This window comes from Aurantiacibacter spongiae (assembly GCF_003815535.1).
Lineage (GTDB): Bacteria > Pseudomonadota > Alphaproteobacteria > Sphingomonadales > Sphingomonadaceae > Alteraurantiacibacter > Alteraurantiacibacter spongiae.
In genome coordinates, this window is record NZ_RPFZ01000001.1 from 1,324,909 (window position 1) to 1,345,452 (window position 20,544).

18 protein-coding genes are annotated in these 20,544 nt (G+C 66.2%); 4 read left to right on the top strand and 14 right to left on the bottom strand.

Annotated features, from left to right (window positions below; genetic code table 11):
* Positions 1 to 203: 203 nt before the first annotated feature.
* The 11 genes from EG799_RS06425 to rpmI all read right to left on the bottom strand — a co-directional run bounded on the left by EG799_RS06425 (position 204) and on the right by rpmI (position 11,118).
* Positions 204 to 542 carry a P-II family nitrogen regulator gene (locus EG799_RS06425; RefSeq protein ID WP_123879577.1) on the bottom strand — a complete coding sequence of 113 codons (339 nt, stop codon included), beginning with the start codon at positions 540 to 542 and terminating at the stop codon, positions 204 to 206.
* A gap of 198 nt (positions 543 to 740) precedes the next feature.
* Positions 741 to 2,096: an ammonium transporter gene (locus EG799_RS06430; protein WP_123879579.1), complete on the bottom strand. Its 1,356-nt coding sequence runs from the start codon at positions 2,094 to 2,096 to the stop codon at positions 741 to 743.
* A gap of 17 nt (positions 2,097 to 2,113) precedes the next feature.
* Positions 2,114 to 2,452, bottom strand: coding sequence for a P-II family nitrogen regulator (locus tag EG799_RS06435; RefSeq protein WP_123879581.1), 339 nt, complete (start codon positions 2,450 to 2,452; stop codon positions 2,114 to 2,116).
* Positions 2,453 to 2,604: 152 nt separating this feature from the next.
* Positions 2,605 to 3,303, bottom strand: a complete 699-nt coding sequence (locus tag EG799_RS06440) for an endonuclease/exonuclease/phosphatase family protein (protein ID WP_123879583.1) — start codon at positions 3,301 to 3,303, stop codon at positions 2,605 to 2,607.
* Positions 3,304 to 3,310: 7 nt separating this feature from the next.
* On the bottom strand, positions 3,311 to 3,889 hold the full coding sequence (locus EG799_RS06445) for a pyridoxamine 5'-phosphate oxidase family protein (RefSeq protein ID WP_123879585.1): 579 nt from the start codon (positions 3,887 to 3,889) through the stop codon (positions 3,311 to 3,313).
* A gap of 219 nt (positions 3,890 to 4,108) precedes the next feature.
* Positions 4,109 to 5,683, bottom strand: a complete 1,575-nt coding sequence (locus tag EG799_RS06450; protein ID WP_123879587.1) for a peptide chain release factor 3 — start codon at positions 5,681 to 5,683, stop codon at positions 4,109 to 4,111.
* A 69-nt stretch (positions 5,684 to 5,752) separates the two neighbouring features.
* Positions 5,753 to 8,149, bottom strand: coding sequence for a phenylalanine--tRNA ligase subunit beta (gene pheT / locus EG799_RS06455; protein ID WP_123879589.1), 2,397 nt, complete (start codon positions 8,147 to 8,149; stop codon positions 5,753 to 5,755).
* Entirely contained in the window at positions 8,146 to 9,246 is a 1,101-nt protein-coding gene (gene pheS, locus EG799_RS06460) for a phenylalanine--tRNA ligase subunit alpha (RefSeq protein WP_123879591.1), read from the bottom strand. Before pheS ends, pheT begins: the two co-directional genes overlap by 4 nt.
* Before the next feature lie 54 nt (positions 9,247 to 9,300).
* Positions 9,301 to 10,281 (bottom strand): helix-turn-helix domain-containing protein, encoded by a 981-nt coding sequence (locus EG799_RS06465; protein ID WP_123879593.1) that lies wholly within the window; start codon positions 10,279 to 10,281, stop codon positions 9,301 to 9,303.
* Positions 10,282 to 10,512: 231 nt separating this feature from the next.
* On the bottom strand, positions 10,513 to 10,872 hold the full coding sequence (rplT, locus tag EG799_RS06470) for a 50S ribosomal protein L20 (RefSeq protein ID WP_123879595.1): 360 nt from the start codon (positions 10,870 to 10,872) through the stop codon (positions 10,513 to 10,515).
* 42 nt (positions 10,873 to 10,914) lie between these two features.
* A complete protein-coding gene (gene rpmI, locus EG799_RS06475) occupies positions 10,915 to 11,118 on the bottom strand; it encodes a 50S ribosomal protein L35 (RefSeq protein WP_123882902.1) in 204 nt (67 codons plus the stop codon).
* Positions 11,119 to 11,385: 267 nt separating this feature from the next.
* Between rpmI and EG799_RS06480 the strand changes: the two genes are divergently transcribed.
* A complete protein-coding gene (locus EG799_RS06480) occupies positions 11,386 to 12,135 on the top strand; it encodes an SDR family NAD(P)-dependent oxidoreductase (RefSeq protein WP_123879597.1) in 750 nt (249 codons plus the stop codon).
* 20 nt (positions 12,136 to 12,155) lie between these two features.
* Here EG799_RS06480 and EG799_RS06485 read toward each other — a convergent pair whose 3' ends face one another.
* From EG799_RS06485 to EG799_RS06495, 3 genes are all read right to left on the bottom strand, one after another.
* Positions 12,156 to 12,932 carry an inositol monophosphatase family protein gene (locus EG799_RS06485; RefSeq protein ID WP_123879599.1) on the bottom strand — a complete coding sequence of 259 codons (777 nt, stop codon included), beginning with the start codon at positions 12,930 to 12,932 and terminating at the stop codon, positions 12,156 to 12,158.
* Positions 12,933 to 12,945: 13 nt separating this feature from the next.
* Positions 12,946 to 13,881: a ribose-phosphate pyrophosphokinase gene (locus EG799_RS06490; protein ID WP_123879601.1), complete on the bottom strand. Its 936-nt coding sequence runs from the start codon at positions 13,879 to 13,881 to the stop codon at positions 12,946 to 12,948.
* 88 nt (positions 13,882 to 13,969) lie between these two features.
* A complete protein-coding gene (locus tag EG799_RS06495) occupies positions 13,970 to 14,584 on the bottom strand; it encodes a TetR/AcrR family transcriptional regulator (RefSeq protein WP_123879603.1) in 615 nt (204 codons plus the stop codon).
* Positions 14,585 to 14,679: 95 nt separating this feature from the next.
* Between EG799_RS06495 and EG799_RS06500 the strand changes: the two genes are divergently transcribed.
* The 3 genes from EG799_RS06500 to EG799_RS06510 are packed head-to-tail and all read left to right on the top strand — an operon-like array spanning position 14,680 to position 20,538.
* A complete protein-coding gene (locus EG799_RS06500; protein WP_123879605.1) occupies positions 14,680 to 15,855 on the top strand; it encodes an efflux RND transporter periplasmic adaptor subunit in 1,176 nt (391 codons plus the stop codon).
* 1 nt (position 15,856) lies between these two features.
* Positions 15,857 to 19,093, top strand: coding sequence for an efflux RND transporter permease subunit (locus EG799_RS06505; protein ID WP_123879607.1), 3,237 nt, complete (start codon positions 15,857 to 15,859; stop codon positions 19,091 to 19,093).
* On the top strand, positions 19,093 to 20,538 hold the full coding sequence (locus EG799_RS06510; RefSeq protein ID WP_123879609.1) for an efflux transporter outer membrane subunit: 1,446 nt from the start codon (positions 19,093 to 19,095) through the stop codon (positions 20,536 to 20,538). Before EG799_RS06505 ends, EG799_RS06510 begins: the two co-directional genes overlap by 1 nt.
* Positions 20,539 to 20,544: the final 6 nt, after the last annotated feature.

The window sequence follows — 20,544 nt, forward strand, 5'->3', positions numbered from 1 at the left end:
GCAAGCCGCACGCCGCAGTCCCCGCAACAGTGAACGAGGGGCGCGTCAGTTCCCGGACAAAAACAAAGGTTGCGAAGGGTTTACCACCGGAAACCGGGCAGAACGCCGCATCGTAGAGCGTATTCTTACGTTTTTGTTGCCCAAATGATACAGATTCGAAAACTTCGCCGACCCGATCCGTGCGCGGCTCGCAAACACGCGGCTCAGATCGCCAGTTCGCCGGTTTCGCCGGTCCTGATGCGGCTCACCCCGGCCAGGTCGAGGACGAAGATCTTTCCGTCGCCGATCGAGCCGGTATTGGCGGTCTGCCTGATCGTTTCCACGATCTGCGGCGACAGATCGGCGGTGGCGGCGATTTCCAGCCGCACCTTGGGCAGCATGTTCACCGCGTATTCGGCCCCGCGATAGATTTCCGTCTGCCCCTTCTGCCGGCCGAAGCCCTTGGCTTCGCTGACGGTCATGCCCGATACGCCTATCGCGGCCAGCGCCTCGCGCACCTCCTCCAGCTTGAACGGCTTGATGATCGCGATGATGAGCTGCATGCGCTGGCTTTCCCCGTCTGCGGCCCGCCACCTTGGGCAAGCAACCGCCCGGGTGCAACCGCCACCTCGCAAAAAAGGGGCCGGAGCTGTTCGGCCCCGGCCCGTAAGAGTTGGTCGTTCGCAGGAGGAACGCGGTTCTGGCGGGACCGGTGGAGAGGAGAGAGAGTCCCGGTCCCGCCAAACTTGGACAGTGCGGTATCAGTTGTAGGCGCGCTCCCCGTGTTCGGAGATGTCGAGGCCCTCGACCTCCACCTCGTCGGAGACGCGCAGGCCCACCGTGGCCTTGACGATCAGGCCGGCGATCAGCGTGCCGATGGTGGCCCAGGCGATGGCGATGGCGACCGCGATGACCTGCGTCACCAGTTGCGCGCCCATTGCGTATTCCGCCGGATCGCCCGGCCCGCCGAGCGCCGGGGAATAGACGATGCCGGTGCCGATCGCGCCGACGATGCCACCGATTCCGTGAATGCCGAAGGCGTCGAGCGAATCGTCGTAGCCGATGGCGCCCTTCACCTTGGCGACCATGAAGTAGCAGACCACGGAGGCCACCCCGCCCAGGATCAGCGCGCCGAACGGGCCGCTATTGCCCGCCGCCGGCGTCACCGCGACAAGACCGGCGATGATGCCCGAGCAGAAGCCCAGCGCCGACCCCTTGTGCCCGGCGAAGCGCTCCATCAGCATCCAGGTCAGTCCCGCCATGGCGGTGGCGACGAAGGTGTTGATCATGGCGAGGCCGGCGGTGCCGTCGGCCTCCAGCTCGCTACCCGCGTTGAAGCCGAACCAGCCGACCCACAGCAGGCCGGTGCCGACCATCGTCAGCGTCATCGAATGGGGCGGCATCAGTTCCGCCGGATAGCCCTTGCGCTTGCCCAGCAGGTAGGCGAGCACCAGGCCCGAGACACCGGCATTGATGTGCACCACGGTGCCGCCGGCGAAATCCAGCGCGGCGGGCGTCATGTTGAACAGCAGGCCCTGCCCCGCCCAGACCATGTGCGCGATGGGGAAATAGACGAGCGTCAGCCAGATCGGCACGAACAGCATGACCGCGGAAAACTTCATCCGTTCCGCCGTCGCGCCCAGGATCAGCGCGGCGGTGATCGCGGCGAAGGTCATCTGGAAGCAGATGAACACGTATTCGCTGATCACCTCGTCGCTGAAGGTCGGGGCCGTGCTGTCCGCATCGGTGGCGGACAGGAACAGATTGCCCCAGCTGAAAAAGGCATTGCCCTCCGGCCCGAACGCCGTGGAATACCCCCAGATGATCCACACCACCATCGCGAGAGCGGCAGTCGCGCCGATCTGCGTCATGGTGGAAAGCATGTTCTTGCTGCGCGTCAGTCCGCCGTAGAACAGGGCAAGGCCCGGCAGGATCATCAGCAGGACGAGCACGGTCGAGGTCATCATCCAGGCGTTGTTGCCCGGATTGGCGACTGCCGCGGCGGCTTCCTCGGTCGCGGCTTCTATGGGAACGCCGGCATCCTGCGCGAGGGCGGCGGTGGCGACGAACAGCGAGGCGCCAAGCCCCGCGGCGCCCTTGGCGATTGTGCGTATCATGTACGTGTACCCCTCTGTCACAGCGCGGTTTCGTCGGTTTCGCCGGTGCGGATGCGCGTGGTCGACGCGAGGTCGAGCACGAAGATCTTGCCGTCGCCGATGCTCTGGGTGCTGGCGGTCTGCTGGATCGTCTCCACCACCTTGGGCGCCAGTTCCTCGGTCGTGGCGATCTCCAGCTTTACCTTGGGCAGCATGTTCACCGAGTATTCGGCCCCGCGATAGATTTCGGTCTGGCCCTTCTGCCGGCCGAACCCCTTGACCTCGGACACGGTCATGCCCGCGACCCCGATCCCGGCCAGCGCCTCGCGCACCTCGTCGAGCTTGAATGGTTTGATGATGGCGATGACGAATTTCATGCCTGACCCCTGTTGCCTGCCGGACGATCACCGGCCGTCATGCTGCGTTGCAACAGGCGTGCCAGTCTGGGCACCGACCGCGTTTTCGGGGACTTACGTTTGTTAAGCCTCCGCCCAGGGGGCGGGGTGCGCCCAAAAATCGGGCAGGCTGCCTATCGAACGGGCAGCAGTTCCAGTTCCGCCCGGATCGGAAGATGATCCGACGCCATGCGCAGCCGCGCGTCGCTCGGCACCTGCGTGCGATGGGCATGCCAGTGGGGGGAATGCATCAGCCGGTCGAGCGCCAGCGCCGGGCGGCGGGCGGGAAAGCTGGGGCCGGGCGTGAGGATGGACCAGTAATCGGCCAGTCCCTTCAATTCCCCGCGCGGGCGGCCCCAGGCGTTGCAATCGCCCATCATCACCGCCGGCAGATCGGTATCGCGCGCCCCCTCGCACAGCGTCGCGAATTGCCGCCGCCGCCGCAGGCCCGACAGGTCGAGATGCATGGCGGTGACGCAGAAGCGGGTGGAGCCGTGCGTGACCGTCGCGCGCAGGGCACCGCGCGGTTCCAGCGCCGGCAGGTCGATCGGCTCGACATGGTCGATGGCGATGCCATCACGCACGAGAATGGCGTTGCCGTGCCAGCCCATGCTCGCCTGCTTCGTGCCCACCGCGGCAACCTGCCAGCCCCGGCGGTGGAGATCGCCCTCGTCGAGCACGGCCCGGCGCGAGCCGAGGCGCAGATCGACTTCCTGCAGGGCGACGATATCGGCGCCCAGATCGTCCACCGCGGCCATGATGCGCGCCGGATCGCGGCGTCGGTCGGCCCCGATGCCCTTGTGGATGTTGTAGCTGGCGAAGGTCAGCCGCATGGCTGGTTCAGCGCGCGAAGTGGTCCGGCAGTTCCCCGGCGATGTAGCGTTCGCTCGGCCGGGCGGGCAGTCCGTCGATGCTGCGCGTGCGCGTGGCCGCCTTTTTCGCCCATTCGTCCGGATCGGCCTGCGCGTGGTAGCGCACCAGCGTCGCGCGTTCGTGATCGAGCGTCATCACCGGCACGCCCCAGCCGCATGAGGTCTGCACGCTGTCCACCGCGATGTCGAAGATCTGCCGCGTGCCGGGCAACAGGTCGAAATGCCGCGCCAGCCCGTCCCAGCCCTCGTCCTGCGGCAACACCGGCGCCGCGCGCCCGTAGATGCGCAGGATCAGCGCCGGCTGCCGGAAGTTGCAGAACATGACGGTGATGCGCCCGTCCGCAAGCAGGTGGGCGTTGGTCTCGTTGCCCGATCCGCCGAGGTCGAGATAGGCCACGCGCGAAGGCGACAGGATGCGGAAGCTATCATACCCCTTGGGGCTGAGGTTGATCCGCGCATCCGGCGCCGCCGTCGCGACGAAGAACACGGGCTGGCCCTCGATCATGGCGATATGGTCGGGCGTCAGCGTAGCGGTGAAATCGGCCATGACCGCGATCATACAACCGCGCCGCGGACTTTCCTACAGCTCCCGGTGCGTGGTGGGGCCGTGGTATCGCCCCCGCCCCCGTGGCGGGCGGCAGGGGTGAGGGCGCGTTTTTGGCGGCGCACACCTGTCACCTTCGCGAATCGCGGTCAACCTATTGAAACCAGGAGGTAAAAGACGAAAATTTGCGCTTGACGGGATGTCAGCTTCGTCAACTTCGCGTCACCGCTCCTTGGTTGCGGAGAATGTCAGCTTTGGATTCTTCTCTTCCTGATAGCCGACGTCCCACCCGCTTTTCGCCATGAACACGAGGTCGCCGTCGCGGTCGCGCGCCAGGTTGGCCTGGTTGAACCGTTCGAATTCGCGCAGGTCTTCCTCGCTTCCCGCCAGCCAGCGGGCGGTGGCGAACGGCGAATCCTCTAGCGAGGCATCGACCTTGTACTCGGCCGAAAGGCGGGAGATCAGCACGTCGAGCTGCAACTGCCCGACCACGCCGATGATACTCTGCGCGCCGAGTTCGGGATAGAATACCTGGATCACCCCTTCTTCGGAAAGGTCGTCCAGCGCCTTTCTGAGCTGCTTGGTCTTGGTCGGATCCTTCAGCCTGACGCGGCGCAGGATCTCGGGGGCGAAATTGGGCAGGCCGGTAAAGCGCACCTCGTCCTTCTCGCTCAGCGTGTCCCCCACGCGCAGCGTGCCGTGATTGGGAATGCCGATGATGTCGCCCGGCTGCGCGGTATCGGCGATCTCGCGGTCCTGCGCGAAGAACAGGATCGGCGAATGCACGGCGATGGGCTTGCCGAGGCCCGACGGCGTCAGCTTCATGCCGCGCCGGAAGGTGCCCGACACCTGCCGCATGAAGGCGATCCGGTCGCGGTGATTGGGGTCCATGTTGGCCTGGACCTTGAAGATGAAGCCCGTCACCTCGTCGCGTTCGGGGCTGACCTCGCCGTCGCCTGCGGGCTGCGGGCGCGGCGGCGGGGCGTGCCGGGCGATGGCGTCGATGATGGCCTCCACGCCGAACTCCTTGAGCGCGGAGCCGAAGAAGACGGGCGTCAGGTCGCCATTGCGATAGGCCTCGAAATCGAACGGGGCGTAGCCCTCACGCGCCAGCAGGCCTTCCTCGGCGACGCGGGCGACACCGTCGGCGGAAAGGTGGTCGGCAAGCTTCGGATCGCCCGGGCCGGCAAGTTTCACTGTCTTGCCGCGAAACGCCTTGTCGTCGCCTTCGGGCAGATAGAGCTCGTCCTGTTCGAAGTCGTAGACGCCCTCGAACAGACCGCCCATGCCGACCGGCCAGCTCATCGGCGAGACGTCGAGCGCCAGCTTGTCGGCGATCTCGTCGAGCAGTTCGAAGGGATCGCGCCCCTCGCGGTCGATCTTGTTGATGAGGGTGATGATGGGGACCGACCGCAGGCGGCAGACCTCGAACAGCTTGAGCGTCTGCGGCTCGATACCGGCGGCGGCGTCGAGCACCATGATCGCCGAATCGACCGCGGTCAGCGTGCGGTAGGTGTCTTCGGAAAAGTCCTCGTGCCCCGGCGTATCGAGCAGGTTGAAGGTGATCGTCTCGCCGTCATACGCCTTCTCGAACGTCATCACCGAGCTGGTGACGGAGATGCCGCGCTGCTGCTCGATCTTCATCCAGTCGGACCGCGCCCGCCGCGCCGCCCCTCGCGCCTTGACCTCGCCCGCCATGTGGATCGCGCCGCCCTGCAGCAGCAGCTTCTCGGTCAGCGTGGTCTTGCCCGCGTCGGGGTGCGAGATAATGGCGAAGGTGCGGCGATTGGATGGCATGGTGGCGCGCCGCTACCAGCAGCCCGCCACTTTTGCCAGCGCCAGCAGGGGCGCGCACCGACCTGGCGGTCAGCCGCGCAACTGGGCGCCGAGTTTTGCCGCCGCGCCCACGACCTTGTCCGAAATCGCCTTGAGGTCGGCATCCCGGAAGCTCGTCTCACCCGGTTGCAGCGTCACTTCCACGGCGAGCGACTTGTACCCCTCGGGCACGCCGGCGCCGGCGAAGACATCGAATATGCGAGCATCGACGACATGGACCTTGTCCGCTCCGCGCACCGCCTTGACGAGATCGCCGGCAGGCAGGTCAGCGGGAACGAGGAAGGCGAAGTCGCGCGTTACCGGCTGGAGAACCGGGGGCAGGAAAGCCGGCCGTGCGAAAGAGCCGCCGCCCTTCTTCGCGGGCACGGCATCGAGGAACATCTCGACCGCCACGGCCGGACCGTCGAGGCCGAACGCCGCCAGCGTGGAGGGGTGCAGGGCGCCGAAGCGGGCAAGGATCTTCTTCGGGCCGAGCCGCAGCGTTGCGGACCGGCCGGGATGAAATTGCGGCCCCGCCTCGCCCATGACCATCAGGTTGGCGACCGGCGCACCGGCCTCTTCCAGCAAGGCCATCGCCTCTGCCTTGGCATCGAACGCATCGACGCCCCGCGCCTTGCCGCCAACCCAGCCGCGTGCGTCCCGCTCGCCCGCCAGCAGCACGGCCAGGGTCGTGCGCTCGTCGCTGGCCCCGTCCGCCCCGCGCAGATAGCGGCGCCCGATCTCGAACAGCCGCGAGGACGCGGCGCCGCGGTCGGCATTGCGTTTGGCCGCCGACAGCAGGCCGGGTATGAGCGAGGGGCGCATGGCCTTCATGTCCTCGCTGATGGGGTTGTCGAGCAGCCACAGATCTTCACCTTCCGGCGCGAAATGCCGCGCCTCGGCCACTGGCAGGAACGACCAGGTGATCGCCTCGTGCAAACCCCGCGCGGCGGCCGCCCGGCGCAGGCGCCGTTCCATTGCCTGTTGGGGGGTGGCGGTTGGCCTCGCAACGCCGTCGCGGCGCGGCAAGGCAACGCTCTCCACCCGGTCCAGGCCATGGATCCGGACCACTTCCTCGACCAGATCCGCCGGTCCCTCGATGTCGTGCCGGCGCGGGGGACACGTCACCTTCCAGTCGCGCGACACGGAAAAATCGAGCGCTTCGAGGATGCGTTTCTGCTCCTCCGGCACAACCCGGACGCCGCCCAGACGCTCGGTCAGAGCGGGGTCGAAGGCGATCACCTTCGGTTCTGTCGGGGGCGATCCGGCCCGCACCACTTCGGACGGCTCCCCCCCGCAGGTCTGCACGATGAGGTCGGTCAGCAATGCCAGTCCGTCATCCAGGAAGACCGGGTCGACGCCCCGTTCGAAACGGGTGCGCGCGTCGGTTGCAAGGCCCAGTTTCCGCCCCGACACGCCGATGGCCTCGGGGTCGAAATAGGCGATTTCGAGCAGCACGTCGGTCGTATCCGCCTGCACGCTCGACTGTTCGCCGCCCATGATCCCCGCGATATCGTGAACGCCGGCATCGTCGGCGATGACGGTCATGGTAGAGTCGAGGGTGTAGGTCTTCCCGTTCAGCGCCTCCACGCTCTCGCCATCCCGGGCCCGGCGGGCGACCATGCCTCCGCCAAGCTTCGCAAGATCGTAGACGTGGGCCGGGCGACCGGTCGCCAGCATCAGGTAGTTGGTGCAGTCGACCAGCGCGCTGATCGGCCGCTGACCGGCAGCAACCAGGCGTCGCTGCATCCATTCGGGACTCTCGCCGTTCGTCACGCCCGCTATCGAGCGCCCGTACCACGCGCTGCAATCGGCGCCCGGCTCGATGGCAATGGACATGGCGATCGGGCCGTTGCCGGTGATCCGGGGCACACTTGCCGGCCTGAACGTTCCGAGTCCTGACGCGGCGAGATCACGGGCGATACCCATGACACCCATGCAATCGGGGCGGTTCGGCGTAATGGCCACGTCGAAGATCGGCGAAGCGTCGTGGTAGTCGGCGAAGCTTTGTCCGATGGGCGCATCGGCGGGCAGTTCGATGATGCCGTCATGCGCCTCGCCCAGTTCGAGTTCGCGCACCGAACACATCATTCCGTTCGATTCGATCCCGCGAATCGCGCTCTTGCGAAGCTGCATCCCGTTCGATGGCACCGTGGCGCCCGGCAGGCCGAGAACGCCTTTCATCCCCGCCCGCGCGTTGGGCGCGCCGCACACCACCGTCAACGGCTCGCCGCCATCGCCGGCATCGACGCTGAGCACCTGCAACCTGTCGGCATCGGGGTGCGGCGAGGCGGTCAGCACCGCGGCCACGCGGAAACCCTCGAGCTTCTCGGCCGGGTTCTCGATACCCTCCACCTCGATGCCGATGGCGTTGAGCCTGGCGGAAATCTCCTCGACCGTCGCGTCGGTGTCGAGGTAGTCGCGCAGCCATTCGAGCGAGAACTTCATGCCCGTGCCCCCACACCGGCGGACAAGGTCGGCTGGTCGAAGGCGGAAAAGCCGTAATGAGACAACCAGCGGGCATCGCCGTCAAAGAAGGCGCGGAGGTCGTCCATCCCGTATTTCAGCATCGCCAGCCGGTCGACGCCCAGCCCCCAGGCGAAGCCCTGCCAATCGTCGGGATCGAGCCCGGCGAACGCGATTACCCGGCGGTTGACCATGCCGCTGCCCAGCAGTTCCATCCACGCATGGCCCGGCGCGTCCCCGTTGCCGCCCAGCACGCGCCGGCCGTTGTCCCAGGCAAAGCCGACATCGACCTCCACGCTGGGTTCGGTGAAGGGAAAATAGGACGGCCGCAGCCGCAGCACGATGTCGTCGGTCTCGAAAAACGCCCCGAGGAAGGTTTCCAGCGTCCATTTGAGATGGCCGAGATGAATACCCCGGTCGATGACCAATCCTTCCACCTGGTGGAACATCGGCGTATGCGTGGCGTCGCTGTCGGAGCGGTAGACGCGGCCCGGGGCAATGATTCGCAGCGGCGCGCCCTCGCGCATCATCGTGCGAACCTGCACCGGCGAGGTATGGGTGCGCAGCAGCATCCTCCCGCCCTTGGGCGCCGCGTCCGGGAAGTAGAACGTATCGTGCATGGCGCGCGCCGGATGGCTTTCGGGCATGTTGAGCGCGGTAAAATTGTACCAGTCGTCCTCGATCTCCGGTCCGGTCGCGACGGTGAAGCCAAGATCGGCGAAGATCTCCGCCAGCTCATCCATCACCTGGCTGACAGGATGGACACCGCCGCGACGGGCATCCGGCGCAGGCAGCGTCAGGTCCAGCGTTTCGGTCGCCAGCCGCCGCTCGAGTTCGGCGGCTTCCAGCTCTCCCTTGCGCGCGGCAATGGCGTCAGCCGTCGACTGGCGCAGCGCCTGGATGGCGGGCGCCCTTTCCTGTCGTTCCTCTGCGCTCATGCCCCCCAGCGTCTTGAGCAGCGCCGAAATACTGCCCTGCTTGCCCAGATATTCCACCCGCAACGCCTCCAGCGCTTCGAGATCGCCGGCACCGGCAATGCGTGCCTGCGCATCCGTGGCTGTTTGTTGGAGGTCCGACATGTCCGCTACCGCTATCCTGTGGGGTCGACCCGTACGGCCGACGAGGTCGCCGCGTTAGCGCCGCGAGCGCCTTTGCCCAACCCCCTTAATCGCCCCTGCCGCCCTGGCCCCGCGATCCATGGGGGTCCAGCCGGTATCGGCCGGGCCGGGTGCGGGAATGACGGGCACGCCGCCCGGTTCGGGAACCGCTCCCTGATCGGCGAGCCGCTGGGCAATGATGCGGGCGAGAATGGGGTGGTCCATCTCGACATATTCGCTCGGCGACATATCCATGAACTTGCGAAAATCGCGCACGAAATGCGCCTGGTCGCAATATTGCGGGTCGATCGCCTTGCTCCAGTTGGAGGATAGCTCGAATGTGAAGCGCCCGACGCTTCGCAGGAAGCGCTGGCGGCGCAGGAGAAGCTTGGGCGAGTAGCCGAAATAGCGCGAGCACAGGCGCTCCACGGTCCGGCGGCTTACACCCACGCGCTCGCACAGCATGGTGACGTCCGCCACTTCGGGATCGGAGAGGGCGGCGATGCACGCTTCTATCTGGTCTTCCGCCGGATTGGGTTCGGGCAGGTTGTCGACCAGGAACCGGTCGATTGCTGCGGCCCCTTCATCCGGGTCGTCCGGGTGGTTGCGCGCGATGCGCAGGAGCGGCCTGAAGAAGGCAAACGCGTCGTGCACATTCCCGTTGACGATCTCGTCGTTCACGTCCGACGCCTGCGCGTCGAGGAACCGCGCCCAGCCGACCGGTCGCATCCCGAGACCCCAGGTTCGCGTATCCTTCAGCTGGAAGCGAATCGCCCGACTCGTCGGACCGCTGCACACGAAAGGCCAGCGCTCGCGTATCGGATCGGGGACGACGGCCGCGTGCGGCGGCTCTCCCGCCGCGGTAAAGCGCATCGCGGCCCATTCGGGGAGAAGGTAATCCTCTACCGGATCACCATCGGTATGGGAAACCGTGAAAAAATAAAGCGCCGTGAAGAAAGGGGCCACCGCCTCCGACAAGCGGTAGTAGCGAACGCCGATTTGTGCGACCTGCCCCATGTCCTGTTGCTTCCGTTCGAAGCAGCGCCGGATTGCCCCCTACAATCCTGCTCCACACGACTTCTTATACTCAGGGCAATACCACAACTGGTGCAATTCTCAACGGAAACGGGAAAGATGGGTCCGATCTGGATACGAAAAGGGTGCGGGCGGCCCTGGCCACCCGCACCCTTCGAGATGTCGTTGCGTCGTTTCCGGCGCGGTCCGCCGCAAAGCGGCCGGGTCTTGCGATCAGGCCGGAAGAGCCTGCTTCGCCTGCTTGATGATCGCGCCGAAGGCTGCGCCCTCGTTCATCGCCAGATCGGCCATCACCTTGCGGTCGAGCTCGATGCCGGCGAGCTTCACGCCGTGCATGAACTGCGAATAGGTCAGCCCTTCCTCTCTCACCGCTGCGTTGATCCGCTGGATCCACAGCGCGCGGAAATTGCGCTTTTTCACCTTGCGGTCGCGATAGGCGTACTGGCCGGCCTTCTCGACCGCCTGGCGGGCGACGCGAATGGTATTCTTGCGACGACCGCGATAGCCCTTGGCCTGGTCGAGTAGTCGCTTGTGCTTGGTGCGGGTGGTCACACCGCGTTTGATGCGAGGCATTGTCTAACTCCTGAATTGAAACGGTCGGGGAGCGCGGAAGGCTCAACCCAGGCCGTAGGGCGCCCACTTCTTCACCGCGGCCCAGTCGGCCTTGGCGAGAACGGTGGTGCCGCGATTCTGGCGGATATACTTCGCACTGTGGCTGATCAGGCGGTGGCGCTTGCCGGCGACCCCGTGCTTGACCTTGCCGCTGGCGGTGATCTTGAAGCGCTTCTTCACACCGCTCTTGGTCTTCAGCTTGGGCATTTTCGTCTCCTTCGTCAGGGACACGTCCTTGCCAGCCCTGGCAGCCCTTTCGGCCAGACCGGCAGTCATTCACGTGTCGGTGAAGGGTGCGCATTTAGCGTTTCGGGCCGGGAATGCAAGGTCTCTCCGCGGGACGATTGCCCGCCCGCACCGCGGGGGATAGGCGCCCGACCCGGTGCCTTCTTTCGCTCGGCAAGTCCATGCGGGAACGCTGCGCGCGATTCGGCCATTGCCAACACCGATATCCCAAGGCCCGGAGATCCCGACATGCCCCGCTTCACCGACCACGCCTTCCTCATCACCGGCGCCACATCGGGTATTGGCAGGGCGACCGCCCGGCTCCTGACCGACGAGGGCGCGCGCGTCCTCGGCACCGGTCACGACGAAAGCCACCTGGACGAGGCCCGCGGCGACGTCCCCGATGTCGAGTTCATCGCCAACGACGCCGCCGACCCTGATTGCGCGACGGATCTCGCCAACGCTGCGCGGGAGTTCGCTCCCGCCGGCCTCGACGACGTCTTCCTCAACGCCGGCATCGGCACCTTCGCGGGAATGGCGGACCTGTCGCTGGACGAGCTGGAGCGCCTCTACGCGGTCGATCTAAGAGCGCCGTTCCTGCAAAGTCGCGCTCTCGGGCCATGCCTGAAGGACGGTGGCAAGATGCTGCTGATCGGGTCGGGCAGCGTGGGCGGAGGGCGGACCGATCTTGCCGCCTACTCGATGATGAAGGCGGGGGTACGCCAGCTGGTTCGCTCGCTCGCCACGCACTACGCTTCGCGCGGAATATGCGTCAATGCGGTGACCCCCGGCGCCACTGCGACCGGCTTTCACGAAAAAGGCGGAATGAGCGACGACGAGATCGAAAAGTACCATGCGAAGATGGCCGAGGCGATCCCCCTCGGCCGGATGGGAGAGCCCGGGGACGTTGCCCGGGCCGCTGCCTTCCTGCTGTCGGATCACGCCGACTACATCACCGGAACCGAACTGCGTGTCGATGGCGGACTGACGATGGCGTAGCTGGTCGGGGGAGGCAGAACCTAACTCCCCAGCGCCTCCAGCGCGTCCTCCAGCCTTGCGGGATCGCCCAGTGCCAGCACGGTGCCATCGCTACCGGCATGAAGCGGCTCTCCAGACCAGTCGCACATCAGACCGCCAGCACCCTCCACCACGGGTACGAGGGCGGCGAAGTCGTGAAGCTTGAGGTTCGCCTCGCACACCACGTCGATGAAACCCGAGGCGAGGCAGGCGTAGTTGTAGCAGTCGCCACCCATGACCATCCTCCTGTGGTCGGTCTTCGCCGCAAGCGCCATGAAGGCATCGCCTTCGGCCTGGCTGAAATAGTGCGGCCCGCTGGTGGCGATGCTGGCGGTCGAAAGGTCGCGGCACTGGCGGGTCCGGACAGGGTCGCCATTGAAGACGGTCGCCTGCCCGGCCGTGCCCAACCAGCGTTCCTTCGTGATCGGTTGATCGATCATGCCGAGTACCGGGAAGCCGTCCATGAGCAACGCGATCAGCGTCGCGAAGATAGGTCTTCCGGCAAGGAAAGCGGTGGTCCCGTCGATGGGGTCGAGCACCCACTGCCTGCCGGTGACGCCGTCCTTCACCCCGAATTCCTCGCCGTGAATGCCGTCGCCCGAAAACTCCGCCTCGATCAGCCGCCGCATCGCCTCTTCCGCGGCGCGATCGGCGACGGTCACCGGCGAGGCGTCGGCCTTGACCTCGATCTCGACGCCCGAGCGGAACAGCGGCACGATCTCCGTTCGCGCGGCGTCCGCCAGTCGGTGCGCCAGCGCGATCTCCGCGGCGAGGTTCACAGGCTGGCGAGCATCAGTCGAACAGGCTCGAGACGCTCGATTCGTCGGCGATGCGACGGATCGCCTCGCCCAGCAGGGGAGCGATGGTGAGGACCCGGATGCGGTCGGAATCCCTAGCGGCGTCGGTCGGCTGGATCGTGTCGGTGATGACCAGTTCGGTAAGCGCCGACTTGTCCACCCGGGCAACCGCGCCGCCCGACAGCACGCCGTGGGTGATATAGGCGGCGACGCTCTTGGCCCCTTCGTCGAGCAGGGCCTGCGCGGCATTGCACAACGTGCCACCCGAATCGACGATATCGTCGATCAGAATGCACGCGCGGCCCTTCACGTCTCCGATGATGTTCATCACCTCCGATTCGCCGGGCCGGTCGCGCCTCTTGTCGACGATGGCGAGCGGTGCGTTGTCGAGCCGCTTGGCCAGCGCACGGGCTCGCACCACCCCGCCCACGTCGGGGGAAACGACCATCAGATCCTTGTCGCCGTACCGGGCCTGGATATCGGCGGCCATAGTCGGGGCGGCGTAGAGATTATCGGTCGGAATATCGAAGAACCCCTGGATCTGCCCCGCGTGCAGGTCCACCGCCAGCACCCGGTCCGCACCCGCCTCGGTGATCAGGTTGGCCACCAGCTTGGCCGAGATGGGCGTGCGCGGTCCGGGCTTCCGGTCCTGCCGGGCATAGCCGAAATAGGGCACAACGGCAGTAATGCGGCTGGCCGAGGCGCGACGAAGCGCGTCGACCCCGATCAGCAGTTCCATGAGGTTGTCGTTCGCCGGGAAACTCGTGGACTGGACGATGAACACGTCCTCGCCGCGCACGTTCTCGTGTATCTCGATGAAAACCTCCTCGTCCGCGAAGCGGCGTACGGAAGCATCCGTCAACGGCACCTCCAGATAGCCGGCAATGGCTCGGGCGAGCGGCAGGTTGGAGTTGCCGGACATGATCTTCATGGCAGAGCGCGAATCCCTCGTGAGGCGGCTGGTGAGACGGGCCTAGCGAAGCGTCACCAAATTGCAACGCGGGCCGGCGCGGTTGTCGTCAGGGCTGAAGGCCGGCCCCGCGCAGGAAGAAATCGATGCGCCGGTCGAGGTCGGCGACGCTCGTGCGCGCGACCGCGCCATGGCTCATCGCCTCCTGCTGGAGATCGTTGACGATCAGGCCGACGAAGATTTCGGCAAGCGAGGCCGGATCGCCGGCCAGGGCCACGCCCGCGTCGCGCCATCGTTCGAACAGTCCGGTCATCGCCTCTTTCGTGAGGGACGCGGTGGTCTCGAAGAAATGGCGAGCGAAATGCGGATCCGCCACGCTGCGCGATATCACGAGCCGGGTAAGGGCAATGTCTTCCGGATTGAGGAACCGGGCATGCAGCGCGCTGCCGATCATGCGCAGGATCTCGCCGGGATCGCCGCCCCGCCCGGCGAACCGGCGCACGATCTCGGTGCCGGGGATGATCTTTTCCTTGACGACCGCGTCCAGCAGACCTTCCTTGTTGCCGAACAGCTTGTAGACGGTAGCCAGAGACCCCCCGGCCTGCGCGACCACCTGGTTGAGCGTGGTACGATCGAAACCCTGTTCGACGAACAATGCCCGGGCCGCCGCGACGATCGCGGTGCGACGCTGGGCCAGCCGATCGCATTCTGACGAAGGAGTCATGCCCTCACGTTCCCAGATCGGAAAATGGGTTGCAAGGAGCAATGTAACCACTATTACACCTTCGCACCTGCAAACACGACGATTGCGACCCGGCGATGCGGTATTTTCTCCTCTTCCTGTTTTCCGCGATACTTGCGGGCTGCTCGTCCTCGCAGGAGGAAACCGCACCGCAACCCGTTCCGGTGCAGACGATCACCGTTGCCACGACCGCCACGCCCAACGTCATCGAACTTCCAGGTCGGGTCGAACCGGTGCGCGAGGCGGAAGTGCGCGCCCGCGTCACCGGTATCGTGCAGGAAAGGTTGTACGAAGAAGGCAGCGACGTGGGCGCCGGGCAGCCCCTGTTCCGGATCGATCCCAGCGAGCTGCGCGCGAGCTATGCCCAGACCGAGGCCAGCCTTCAGCGCGCTCGCGCTACCGCCGCCAATGCCCGCGCCGTGGTCGATCGTTACCGCCCGCTGGTGAGCGAGAATGCCATCAGCCGCCAGGAATATGATGCCGCAGTCGCTGCCGCGCGCGAAGCGGAGGCCAATGTCGCGCAGATCCAGGCGCAGCTTCGTTCGGCCTCCTTGCAACTGGGCTACACGACGGTTCGCGCGCCCATCGCCGGGCGGGCGGGCCGTGCGCAGGTGACGGAGGGCGCGCTGGTGAGCCAGCCGGAGGGCACGCTTCTCACCCGGATCGAGCAGATCTCCCCCGTCTATGTCAGCTTCTCCCAATCGGCGAGCGAGGTGCTGGCGATCCGGCGTGCGATCTCGGAAGGCGAGCTCGATCTCAGCGAAAACGACCGGGTCGAGGTGCGCCTGACCTTCAGCGACGGAAGCGAGTACCCGATCCCCGGCTACATCGATTTCCTGGACTTCTCCGTCGACGAGCAGACCGGTACCATCGACCTGCGCGCGGAATTTCCCAACCCCGACGGCCTGCTGCTCCCCGGCGAGTTCGTCCGTGCCCGCATCTACGCCGGCACCATCGCCAACGGCATCGCCGTCCCGCAGCGCGCGGTGACCGTTAACGAGGACGGGGGGTCCGTTTTCGTCGTGGACGAGGAGGGTCAGGCCGCGCTGCGTCCGGTGGAACTCGGTTCCATGACCGACGGGAAGTGGATCATCGAAAGCGGCCTCGAACCGGGCGACGTCGTCATCGTGAGCAACCTGCAGAAGATCAGGCCCGGAATGCCCGTCACGCGCGCCAACGCACCGGCGGGCCGCGGAAGGGCGAGCGGCGGCAGCGACAGCGGAGGCCAATCGAACGCCGGCGGAGCGCGCTAGCGTGCCACGCTTCTTCATCGACCGGCCCATCTTCGCATGGGTCATCGCCATCGGCATCCTGCTGGGGGGCTTTCTCGCCCTTCGCGCCTTGCCCGTCGAACAGTATCCCGAAGTCGCGCCCCCGTCTCTTTCCATCCGGGTCGCCTATCCCGGCGCCGATGCGGAGACGCTGGAGGAGAACGTCACCCAGGTAATCGAGCAGCAGCTCAACGGCGTGGACGGCTTTCTCTACATGTCATCGACGAGCCGATCGAACGGCTCGGCGGAGATTACCCTGACCTTCGAGGCCGGGACCGACATCGACATCGCCCAGACCGAAGTGCAGAATCGTCTCAGTACGGTCGAGGCCCGCCTGCCGGAAGAAGTTCGGCGGCAGGGCATCACCGTGCGACAGGCCAATGCCGGCTTCCTGATGATCCTGGCGCTGACGTCGGAAAGCGGATCGCTCACCACGACCGATCTCGGCAACATCGCCTCGACCCAGGTGGTCGACGAACTGCGCCGGGTGAACGGCGTGGGCGACATAACCCTGTTCGGCTCGCAATACGCCATGCGCATCTGGCTCGATCCCGATGCGCTGGCGTCCTACAACCTTTCCCCGGCAGAGGTTCTTGCCGCCATTCGCGAACAGAACAGCCAGACCGCGGGCGGCGCGCTGGGGGCGCTGCCGATCGAGGATGGCCAGCAGATTACCGCCACCATCTCCACCGAAGGCCGCTTCAACGCGGTACGCGAGTTTGAGAACATCATCCTGCGCGCCGACACCGGGGGCGCCGCCGTGCGCCTGGGAGAGGTCGCGAGGGTCGAGCTGGGAGCGCAGAACTACTCGACCTCGACCACCCTCAACGGACAACCCATGGCCGGCATGGCGGTGCAGCTGGCGACGGGGGCGAACGCCCTTGCCACCGCCGCGGGCGTAAAGGAACGCATGGAGGAGATTGGCGATGGCCTCCCCGCCGACGTCGCCTGGTCAATACCCTACGACACGACCCCGTTCGTGCAGGCGTCGGTGGACGAGGTCATCAAGACGCTGGTCGAAGCGATGATCCTGGTCTTCGTCGTCATGTTCCTGTTCCTTCAGAGCTGGCGCGCGACGCTGATCCCGGCTCTCGTCGTCCCAATCGCGCTGGCGGGCGCGTGCCTGGGCCTGTGGATCGTGGGCTTCTCCATCAACGTCCTCTCGCTTTTCGGCATGGTGCTGGCCATCGGCATCCTTGTCGACGATGCCATCGTGGTGATCGAGAACGTCGAGCGCATCATGCGCGAGGAAGGGCTCGGTCCGCTGGAGGCCACGCGCAAGGCCATGGACCAGATCACCGGAGCGATCGTCGGTATCACGCTGGTGCTGATCGCGGTCTTCGTGCCGATGGCGTTCTTCCCGGGATCGACGGGGGGCATCTATCGTCAGTTCTCGGTCACGCTGGCGATCTCGATCTTCTTCTCTGCCCTGCTCGCCTTGTCGCTCACCCCGGCCCTGTGCGCGACCTTCCTGAAGCCGGTCGAACACGATCCCGAGGAACCCCAGGTCGACGAAGAGGACAAGCGCCCTCGCCCCAAGGGCGGCAATCCGCGCGAATGGTTCGCCTGGGGGCGGCACCGTCTGGCGTACTGGCTTGCCGGCTTCAATCGCTGGTTCGCCGGCATGACCCGCAAGTACGGTCGCGCCAACGACAGGCTGCTTGGACGCCCGCTGCGCGTTCTTGCCGTGTTCGGTGTGCTTGCGGCGCTCACCGTGTTTCTCTTTACCCGCCTGCCCGGCGGTTTTCTGCCGACCGAGGATCAGGGTTATCTGATAACGGCCGTGCAGGCACCTCCGGGTGCCACCGTCGACCGGCTGAACGAGGCGCTCGACCCGATCACGGATTACTGGCAGAACCTAGAAGAGGTCGAGAATGTCGTCGTCGTCCGCGGGTTCAGCTTCTTTGGACAAGGGCAGAACAACGCGCTGATGTTCACGCCTTTCATTCCCTGGGAGGAACGCGGCGGATCGGAAAGCGGCGCCGAGGCCATACTCGGCCGCGCGATGGGCCGATTCTCGCAAATCGATACCGCGCAGGCGTTCGTCATTCAGCCACCGGCGATCCGTTCGCTCGGCCAAGCGAGCGGCTTCACGATGAAGCTCGAGGATCGCGGGGGTGTGGGTCGCGATGTGCTGACCCAGGCTCGCGACCAATTGCTCGGCCTCGCCTCGCAGAGCGATGTTATCGCCAATCTGCGGCCCGAGGACCAACCGCCAAGTCCCGAGGTCGACTTGCAGATCGACCGCCTGCAGGCACGCGCTCTGGGGCTGTCGATGAACGACGTGAACGCAGCGCTGTCGATCACTTTCGGTTCCGCCTACGCCAACGACTTCAATCGCGACGGTCGCGTATTGCAGGTGTTGGTCCAGGCCGACGCGCCCTATCGCATGACGCCGGACGACGTGCTTTCGCTCCGCATTCCGAACGATCGCGGCGAACTGGTGCCGTTCGGCGCCTTCGCGGAGGCGGACTGGTCCGCTTCGCCCGATTCGCTCGGGCGATATAACGGTTATCCGGCGATGACCCTGTCGGGCGCGGCGGCACCGGGCCGGTCGTCCGGCGCCGCGCTTGACGAGATGGAACAACTCGCATCGCAACTGCCCGAGGGCATCGGATTCGAATGGACCGGCGTATCCTACGAGGAACGCCAGGCCGGCGGGCAGATCGGCTTGCTTCTCGGCCTGTCGGTGATCGTCGTTTTCCTGGTGCTGGCGGCGCTGTACGAAAGCTGGGCGGTGCCGCTCGCCGTGTTGCTCATCGTGCCGATGGGCGTGCTGGGGGCCGTCCTTCTGACCATGGCACGCGGTCTGTCGGCGGATATCTACTTCAACGTCGGGCTTATCACCATCATCGGACTTGCCGCGAAGAACGCGATCCTGGTGGTCGAATTCGCCATCGAGGAAGAAGAGCGCGGCCAGCCGATCCTGGAAGCGGTGAAGGATGCAGCGGTCCTGCGCCTGCGGCCGATCATCATGACGTCGCTCGCCTTCACGATGGGTATGGTCCCGCTGGTGCTCGCGAGCGGGGCGGGCGCAGCCAGCCGCATCGCCGTGGGCACCGGCGTGATGGGCGGCATGATCGCGGCGACGGCAATCGGCATTTTCGTAATTCCGGTGCTCTACCTGCTCGTGCGCCGCTGGCTCAGCCGTCAGGTTCCGCACAGCGCGGGTACGGTGCCGGAAGAAAGCATGCCCGGTTCCACGGGGGAGCCGGCGTGATGCGACGCGCGGTTGTGTCCCTCGTCCTGACGGCGACAGCTCTGGCGGGATGCGTCAACCTCGCCCCCGAGCACCGGCGCCCGGCGCCCGCCGTTCCCGCGGATTTCGATCCGGATCTTCGACCCGACGGCTTCGAGGTCGCGTCGCAGATCGCCTATACCGACTGGTTCGTCGATCCCCGGCTCCGCGCCCTGATCGCCACGGCCCTGCGCAACAATCGCGATCTGCTGGCAGCGACCGCCCGCATCGAGCAAGCGCGAGCCCGCTACCGTATCCAGGATTCGCGCGAATTGCCCACCGTCGTCGCCGACGGCAGCGCCACGCGCACCCGGCAGGCGCTGACCGGGGCGAGCACGCTGGGTCAGGTCGCCAACGGACAGGATGCGCCCGATTCGATCACCTACAATCGCTTTCAGGTCGGCGTGGGGGTCAGCTCTTTCGAACTCGACTTCTGGGGCCGGCTCGACAATCTGAGCGAGGCGGCGCGGGCCGAATACCTTTCCACGGTGGCCGCGCAACGGGCGTTCTACCTCTCGCTGATCGCCGATGTCGCTACCACATATTTCGCTATCGTCGAAACCGACGAGCAGATCGAACTCGCCCGGGCAACCGAATCGACCCGTGCCGAAGCGCTGCGCATCGCGCGGCTGCGGCTCGAGCAAGGCGTTACCTCCGCGTTGCCCTATCGCCAGGCGGAAACGCTGCTGACCCAGGCGCAGCAGCAGCTTGCGGCAGAGCGGCTCAACCGCGCGCAATTGCGCAATCAGCTTCTTGTCCTTGCCGGCGGGCGGGTGCCAGGCGACCTGCCGGCCGGTCTTGGACTGGCGGAACAGGATAATGGACGGCGGCTGGAGGCTGGCCTGCCGTCGGAAATCCTTCTCGTCCGGCCCGATATCAGGACGGCGGAAGAGCAGCTTCGCGCGGCGCGTGCCAATATCGGCGCGGCACGGGCGGCGTTCTTCCCCTCCATCTCGCTAACCGGGAATACCGGCCTCACGTCCGATAGCCTCGGCGGACTGTTCGGCGCGGACGGGTTCGGCTGGTCCTTCGGCCCCTCGATCAGTCTGCCAATCTTCGACGGCGGAGAGCGGCAAGCCAATCTCGACCTCGCCGAGGCGCTCGAAATGGAGCAGGTGGCCAATTACGACCGCGCGGTGCAGAACGCCTTTCGCGAGGTGGCGGATGCACTGGCCGGCAGGCTTTATCTGACCGAGCAGGTCCGGACGCTGGAACGCGCGGTAGAGGCACAGCAGCGTATCGCCCGCATCGCCCGGCTACGGTACCGGGAGGGCGTTGCCGACTATCTCGAGGTGCTAGACGCCGAGCGCAACCTGTTCGACGCGCAGCAGCAATTGCTCTCGACCCGGCGTGCCGCGCTACAGAATCAGGCAACGCTATACACCGCGCTGGGAGGCGGCGAGCGGGCGTTCGCCGACCGGCCGTAAGCGGCT

What these genes read in the sequence shown, in the direction of transcription:
- EG799_RS06450 (WP_123879587.1), bottom strand. Translation starts at nt 5,683, where the DNA reads ATGCCATCCAATCGCCGCACCTTCGCCATTATCTCGCACCCCGACGCG.
- EG799_RS06495 (WP_123879603.1), bottom strand. Translation starts at nt 14,584, where the DNA reads ATGACTCCTTCGTCAGAATGCGATCGGCTGGCCCAGCGTCGCACCGCG.
- pheT (WP_123879589.1), bottom strand. Translation starts at nt 8,149, where the DNA reads ATGAAGTTCTCGCTCGAATGGCTGCGCGACTACCTCGACACCGACGCG.
- rpmI (WP_123882902.1), bottom strand. Translation starts at nt 11,118, where the DNA reads ATGCCCAAGCTGAAGACCAAGAGCGGTGTGAAGAAGCGCTTCAAGATC.
- EG799_RS06510 (WP_123879609.1), top strand. Translation starts at nt 19,093, where the DNA reads ATGCGACGCGCGGTTGTGTCCCTCGTCCTGACGGCGACAGCTCTGGCG.
- EG799_RS06430 (WP_123879579.1), bottom strand. Translation starts at nt 2,096, where the DNA reads ATGATACGCACAATCGCCAAGGGCGCCGCGGGGCTTGGCGCCTCGCTG.
- EG799_RS06490 (WP_123879601.1), bottom strand. Translation starts at nt 13,881, where the DNA reads ATGAAGATCATGTCCGGCAACTCCAACCTGCCGCTCGCCCGAGCCATT.
- EG799_RS06445 (WP_123879585.1), bottom strand. Translation starts at nt 3,889, where the DNA reads ATGGCCGATTTCACCGCTACGCTGACGCCCGACCATATCGCCATGATC.
- EG799_RS06440 (WP_123879583.1), bottom strand. Translation starts at nt 3,303, where the DNA reads ATGCGGCTGACCTTCGCCAGCTACAACATCCACAAGGGCATCGGGGCC.
- EG799_RS06465 (WP_123879593.1), bottom strand. Translation starts at nt 10,281, where the DNA reads ATGGGGCAGGTCGCACAAATCGGCGTTCGCTACTACCGCTTGTCGGAG.
- EG799_RS06500 (WP_123879605.1), top strand. Translation starts at nt 14,680, where the DNA reads ATGCGGTATTTTCTCCTCTTCCTGTTTTCCGCGATACTTGCGGGCTGC.
- EG799_RS06425 (WP_123879577.1), bottom strand. Translation starts at nt 542, where the DNA reads ATGCAGCTCATCATCGCGATCATCAAGCCGTTCAAGCTGGAGGAGGTG.
- pheS (WP_123879591.1), bottom strand. Translation starts at nt 9,246, where the DNA reads ATGTCGGACCTCCAACAAACAGCCACGGATGCGCAGGCACGCATTGCC.
- EG799_RS06480 (WP_123879597.1), top strand. Translation starts at nt 11,386, where the DNA reads ATGCCCCGCTTCACCGACCACGCCTTCCTCATCACCGGCGCCACATCG.
- rplT (WP_123879595.1), bottom strand. Translation starts at nt 10,872, where the DNA reads ATGCCTCGCATCAAACGCGGTGTGACCACCCGCACCAAGCACAAGCGA.
- EG799_RS06435 (WP_123879581.1), bottom strand. Translation starts at nt 2,452, where the DNA reads ATGAAATTCGTCATCGCCATCATCAAACCATTCAAGCTCGACGAGGTG.